Annotated in this window: 8 protein-coding genes; 7 read left to right on the top strand and 1 reads right to left on the bottom strand. The window is 72.3% G+C overall.

The features are described from left to right. From nadC to RIF68_RS27235, 7 genes are all read left to right on the top strand, one after another. Positions 1-827, top strand: an 827-nt coding sequence (gene nadC, locus RIF68_RS27205) for a carboxylating nicotinate-nucleotide diphosphorylase (RefSeq protein WP_309053942.1), incomplete at its 5' end; no start/stop codon positions are given. After that, positions 827-1,633, top strand: a complete 807-nt coding sequence (locus RIF68_RS27210) for a type III pantothenate kinase (RefSeq protein ID WP_309053943.1) — start codon at positions 827-829, stop codon at positions 1,631-1,633. The genes nadC and RIF68_RS27210, both read left to right, overlap by 1 nt. Before the next feature lie 139 nt (positions 1,634-1,772). Then, positions 1,773-2,387, top strand: a complete 615-nt coding sequence (locus tag RIF68_RS27215; protein ID WP_309053949.1) for a hypothetical protein — start codon at positions 1,773-1,775, stop codon at positions 2,385-2,387. A gap of 14 nt (positions 2,388-2,401) precedes the next feature. Then, positions 2,402-2,581 carry a hypothetical protein gene (locus tag RIF68_RS27220; protein ID WP_309053944.1) on the top strand — a complete coding sequence of 60 codons (180 nt, stop codon included), beginning with the start codon at positions 2,402-2,404 and terminating at the stop codon, positions 2,579-2,581. A 107-nt stretch (positions 2,582-2,688) separates the two neighbouring features. Then, on the top strand, positions 2,689-3,108 hold the full coding sequence (locus RIF68_RS27225; protein ID WP_309053945.1) for a BlaI/MecI/CopY family transcriptional regulator: 420 nt from the start codon (positions 2,689-2,691) through the stop codon (positions 3,106-3,108). Positions 3,109-3,117: 9 nt separating this feature from the next. Then, positions 3,118-3,696, top strand: a complete 579-nt coding sequence (locus tag RIF68_RS27230) for an amino-acid N-acetyltransferase (RefSeq protein WP_309053946.1) — start codon at positions 3,118-3,120, stop codon at positions 3,694-3,696. A gap of 200 nt (positions 3,697-3,896) precedes the next feature. Then, positions 3,897-4,232, top strand: a complete 336-nt coding sequence (locus RIF68_RS27235; protein ID WP_309053947.1) for an Lsr2 family protein — start codon at positions 3,897-3,899, stop codon at positions 4,230-4,232. On the opposite strand, the gene RIF68_RS27240 is transcribed toward RIF68_RS27235, so the two are convergent. Beyond that, positions 4,211-4,801: an SCO3374 family protein gene (locus RIF68_RS27240; protein ID WP_309053948.1), complete on the bottom strand. Its 591-nt coding sequence runs from the start codon at positions 4,799-4,801 to the stop codon at positions 4,211-4,213. The two genes, RIF68_RS27235 and RIF68_RS27240, sit on opposite strands and share 22 nt — an antisense overlap. Positions 4,802-4,961: the final 160 nt, after the last annotated feature.

Raw genomic sequence — 4,961 nt, forward strand, 5'->3', positions numbered from 1 at the left:
AGGACATCGCCCACCTGGCGATCGCCGAGGACCTGGACGGCGGCGTGGACGTGACCACCGTGGCGACCGTCCCCGAGGACGCCGTCGCCACCGCCGACTTCACGGCCCGCGAGGCCGGTGTCGTGGCTGGCCTGCGGGTCGCCGAGGCGGTCCTGTCGATCGTCTGCACGGACGAGTTCGAGGTCGAGCGGCACGTCGAGGACGGCGAGCGCGTCCGGGCCGGGGACAAGCTCCTCAGCGTCACCGCCCGCACCCGCGACCTGCTCACCGGCGAGCGCAGCGCCCTGAACATCCTGTGCCGTCTCTCCGGCATCGCCACCGCCACGCGCGCGTGGGCCGACGCCCTGGAGGGCACGAAGGCCAGGGTCCGCGACACCCGCAAGACGACGCCGGGCCTGCGCGCTCTGGAGAAGTACGCGGTCCGCTGCGGCGGCGGCGTCAACCACCGCATGTCGCTGTCCGACGCCGCCCTGGTGAAGGACAACCACGTGGTGGCGGCCGGCGGGGTCGCCGAGGCCTTCAAGGCCGTGCGGGAGCGGTTCCCGGAGGTGCCGATCGAGGTCGAGGTCGACACCCTGCACCAGGTCCGCGAGGTCCTGGACGCCGGCGCCGACCTGATCCTCCTGGACAACTTCACCCCGGACGAGACCGAGGAGGCCGTGGCGATCGTGGCGGGCCGCGCCGTCCTGGAGTCCTCGGGCCGGCTGACCCTGGAGAACGCGGCGGCGTACGCGGCGACGGGCGTCGACTACCTGGCGGTCGGCGGCCTCACCCACTCCTCCCCGATCCTCGACATCGGCCTGGACCTGCGCGAGGTGCGGGCCTGATGCTGCTCACCATCGACGTCGGCAACACCCACACGGTGCTCGGTCTCTTCGACGGCGAGGAGATCGTCGAGCACTGGCGCATCTCCACGGACCCGCGCAGGACCGCCGACGAGATGGCGGTCCTGCTCCAGGGCCTCATGGGCATGCACCCGCTGCTCGGCGTCGAGCTGAGCGACGGCATCGAGGGCATCGCGATCTGCGCGACGGTCCCCTCGGTGCTGCACGAGCTGCGCGAGGTGACCCGCCGGTACTACGGGGACGTGCCGGCGGTCCTGGTGGAGCCGGGCGTGCGGACCGGCGTCCCGATCCTCATGGACAACCCCAAGGAGGTCGGCGCGGACCGCATCGTCAACGCGGTCGCGGCGGTCGAGCTGTACGGCGGTCCGGCGATCGTCGTGGACTTCGGCACCGCGACGACCTTCGACGCGGTCAGCCCGCGCGGCGAGTACGCGGGGGGCGCGATCGCGCCCGGCATCGAGATCTCGATGGAGGCGCTGGGCGTCCGGGGCGCGCAGCTCCGCAAGATCGAGCTGGTGCGCCCGCGCAGCGTGATCGGCAAGAACACGGTCGAGGCGATGCAGTCCGGCATCGTCTTCGGGTACGCCGGCCAGGTCGACGGCGTCGTGGCGCGCATGAAGCGCGAACTGGTGGGCCCCAAGGGTGACCCGTCCACCGTCAGGGTGATCGCGACGGGCGGCCTGGCCCCGATGGTCCTCGCCGACTCGAAGGAGATCGACGAGCACGAGCCGTGGCTGACCCTGATCGGCCTCCGTCTGGTGTACGAGCGCAACGTCTCCCGCATGTGACGGCCGGGGCCGGGCGGGCCCCCGATCCCCGGTGCCCGCCCGGCCTCCCACCGACGCGCCGCGATGATCGCTAAGCGAAATTTGTCCGATTAGCGCGTATCGTCGGTCCATGCCCACGCCATACGGATCCCGCGGCGGCATGGCGTTCAGCGCGGACGAGCTGCGTGTGCTCCGACGCGCCCTTGCCATCGCCCTCCACCCCGCCCCCCTCCAGGCCGAGGACGTGCAGGACTGCCTGCGCCTGGCCGAAGCCGTGGACGAGGCCGTGCGCGAGGCCGGACGGCTGCGCGCCTTCCTCCTCGCGGACCTGGCCCGCTACCGGGAGGCCCTGCCCGGCTCGCTCCCCGGCTACCTGGAGCTCCTCCAGGACGCGCTGGCCGCCGGGTACGAGCCCGGGGCCGACGACCTCGCCGCCCTGCGGGCCCTGCGCGGCAACCCCGCGGCCGCCGCGCTGCTCACCCGCTGCCAGGTCCTCGCCGAGCGCTCCGTCCGCGCCCGCCTGGCCCGCGTCGCGCAGGCCACGGGCCCCACGGCCGCCCTCGCCGGCCCGGCGCCCGTGGCGGTGCCGTACGGCTCCGTCCCGCGCGCCCGGCTCCTCGCGCTCCCCGGCGGGCGCGCGGCCGAGGAGCCCCGGCCGAAGCCGCCGCCCTCGCCCGCCCCCGGCGAGCGCCCGGTGCCCAAGCCCTCCGAGGTGTTCCCGCCACGCCGGAGGCCCGTACCCCCGCCCCCGTCCGAGGAACGGGCGGCCGGGTAGCTAGTCTGAACGCCATGGACTACGTATCCGCGCTCCTGCCCCCCATCGTGATGGCCGCGTTCTTCATCGGTCTCGTCGTCACGATCGTCAAGAGCCAGGGCGGCCCCAACAAGGCCAAGGAGGACGCGGTCGTCGACGCCGCGCTCGCCCGCGCCGAGGCCGCCCGCCAGGCGAACGGCACCGCCTCCTCGTAGCGCCGCCGTGCCCCAGGGCGTACGACCGGTTTCGGTCGTACGCCCTTTTTGTTGCTTTTCTCCGGTCAATGAGCCGCCACTCCGGAAACTCCCACTAGGGTGATCCTGTGCCCCGCCCCTTGGGAGAACTCGAAGACGCGGTGATGACGCGCATCTGGCAATGGAACCGGCCGGTGACCGTCCGGGAAGTCCTGGAAGACCTCCAGCGGGAACGTTCCATCGCCTACACCACCGTCATGACGGTGATGGACAATCTCCATCAGAAGGGCTGGGTGCGCCGGGAAGTCGAAGGCCGTGCCTATCGATATACGGCGGTCTCCACCCGCGCCGCTTACTCGGCCGCACTGATGAACGAGGCGTGGGCCCGCAGCGACAACCCGGCCGCCGCCCTCGTCGCCTTCTTCGGGATGATGTCCCCCGAGCAGCGAGAAGCCCTCAACGACGCCTTCCGTATCGTCCAGGGCGACAACCCGCCGCCCGCCGCGCCGGAGGAGGGCGGCGAAGGGACGGAAGGCCGGGAGCGATAGCGTCCCCCCATGTCGACGTCCGCTTCCCCGGCCCCTTCGCCTTCTCCTTCCGAACGCCCCGCGTCCGCCCCGGGCCCTTCCGCGAAAGCCGTCACCGTACGCCGGGCCCGCACCACCGATGTCGCCGCCGTGCGGCGCCTCGTCGATCCGTACGTGCGCCGGGGCATCCTGCTCGACAAGGCGACGGTGACGCTTTACGAGGACATCCAGGAGTTCTGGGTCGCGGAACGCGACGACGACGCCACCGTGGTCGGCTGCGGCGCCCTGCACGTGATGTGGGAAGACCTCGCGGAAGTGCGTACTCTCGCCGTGGATCCCGACTTCAAGGGCGCCGGCGTGGGTCATCAGGTGCTCGACAAGTTGTTGCACACCGCCCGGTGGCTCGGGGTGCGGCGGGTATTCTGCCTGACCTTCGAAGTCGACTTCTTCGCCAAGCACGGCTTCGTCGAGATCGGGGAGACACCGGTGGACGGAGATGTCTACAGTGAGCTCCTCCGTTCCTATGACGAGGGTGTCGCCGAGTTCCTCGGTCTCGAACGAGTGAAGCCGAACACCTTGGGCAACAGCCGGATGCTTCTGCACCTGTGATCGCGAACCCGCTCAAGGCGGGCTCAAGGCACTCCCGGCAAGCGGAGCTCTCCCGGGGATCAAGCCGGACCGGAACCCTATGTCCGAATCGCGCACGTTTCCCGCGCTGCCGGGGTTCTGAACCTCTCCCAGGGGTTTGTGTTTTTCCGGGAAAAGCGGTTTCCTTTCCGCGTACTGCATTTTCGATGAAAGGAAATCCGGTGGCACAGAAGGTTCAGGTCCTTCTTGTCGACGACCTCGACGGCGTCGAGGCGGACGAGACCGTGACGTTCGCGCTGGACGGCAAGACCTACGAGATCGACCTCACCACCGCCAACGCGGAGAAGCTCCGTGGCCTGCTCGAGCCGTACACCAAGAGCGGTCGCCGCACCGGTGGCCGCGCCACCGGCGGGCGCGGCAAGGGCCGCACCGTCGCGGCGGGCAACCCCGACACCGCGAAGATCCGCGCCTGGGCCAAGGAGCAGGGGCTGAACATCAACGATCGCGGCCGCGTGCCCGCCGAGATCAAGGCGGCCTACGAGGACGCGAACCGCTGAGGGAAGAGCTGCTGAGCCGCCGGTCTCCGGGCCCGGGCACTCAGCAGCCGCACCCGGTGGCACTCCGCCGCGGCGGCGGCCACGAGACGCACCAGACAGGGGGCGCCCTCATCGCCCCAGGGGGCGGACCGCAGCGCCGGCAGCGAGGATTCCACCCCGCGGCCCGGCAGCGGGGCCCGCAGCCACACGGTGGCGCCCGGCGCGCCGGGGCCGCCCCACCCCGGGGGAGGGGGCGCGGTCATCCGGCCGCCGGCGCCCAGGGCGGCGAGATCCAGCGCGATGCCGCCCCACTCCAGCCAGTCGAGCAGTCCCGGAAGCTCCTCCGCGCTTCCCGCGGCCACCAGTAGCCGCATCCGCCGGCCCGCCAGGGCCACCGGACCGGTCGCCGCGCCCACCCGGCGCAGCACGGCCCGGCCGGCCGCGGCCGGCAGTTCCAGGACGTCGAAGCGGAGCCCCGTGACGAGCCGCACGGGCGGCCCCGGCTCCGCCGCCCAGCCGAGCTCCCGCTCGTACCACCGGGCGGGATCGGCGTCGAGCGGCGGGCGCGGGGAGGGGACGGTGAAGGCCATGCCCGGGCAACGGGCGGGCGGCCCCCTCGGTTACGCCCGCCGGACCTCCGGAAGTCCCCGCAGGGGACCTCGGGAACTCCCCGGAAGCCTTCCGGGGACCACCGGGAGTTCACCCCCGGACGCGCACCGTGTCCGGGATGGGGCGTACGGGTGCATTCGT

The sequence above is a fragment of the Streptomyces sp. genome (assembly GCF_031178505.1).
Classification (GTDB): domain Bacteria; phylum Actinomycetota; class Actinomycetes; order Streptomycetales; family Streptomycetaceae; genus Streptomyces; species Streptomyces gulbargensis.

What these genes read in the sequence shown, in the direction of transcription:
- RIF68_RS27210 (WP_309053943.1), top strand. Translation starts at nt 827, where the DNA reads ATGCTGCTCACCATCGACGTCGGCAACACCCACACGGTGCTCGGTCTC.
- RIF68_RS27215 (WP_309053949.1), top strand. Translation starts at nt 1,773, where the DNA reads ATGGCGTTCAGCGCGGACGAGCTGCGTGTGCTCCGACGCGCCCTTGCC.
- RIF68_RS27220 (WP_309053944.1), top strand. Translation starts at nt 2,402, where the DNA reads ATGGACTACGTATCCGCGCTCCTGCCCCCCATCGTGATGGCCGCGTTC.
- RIF68_RS27230 (WP_309053946.1), top strand. Translation starts at nt 3,118, where the DNA reads ATGTCGACGTCCGCTTCCCCGGCCCCTTCGCCTTCTCCTTCCGAACGC.
- RIF68_RS27240 (WP_309053948.1), bottom strand. Translation starts at nt 4,801, where the DNA reads ATGGCCTTCACCGTCCCCTCCCCGCGCCCGCCGCTCGACGCCGATCCC.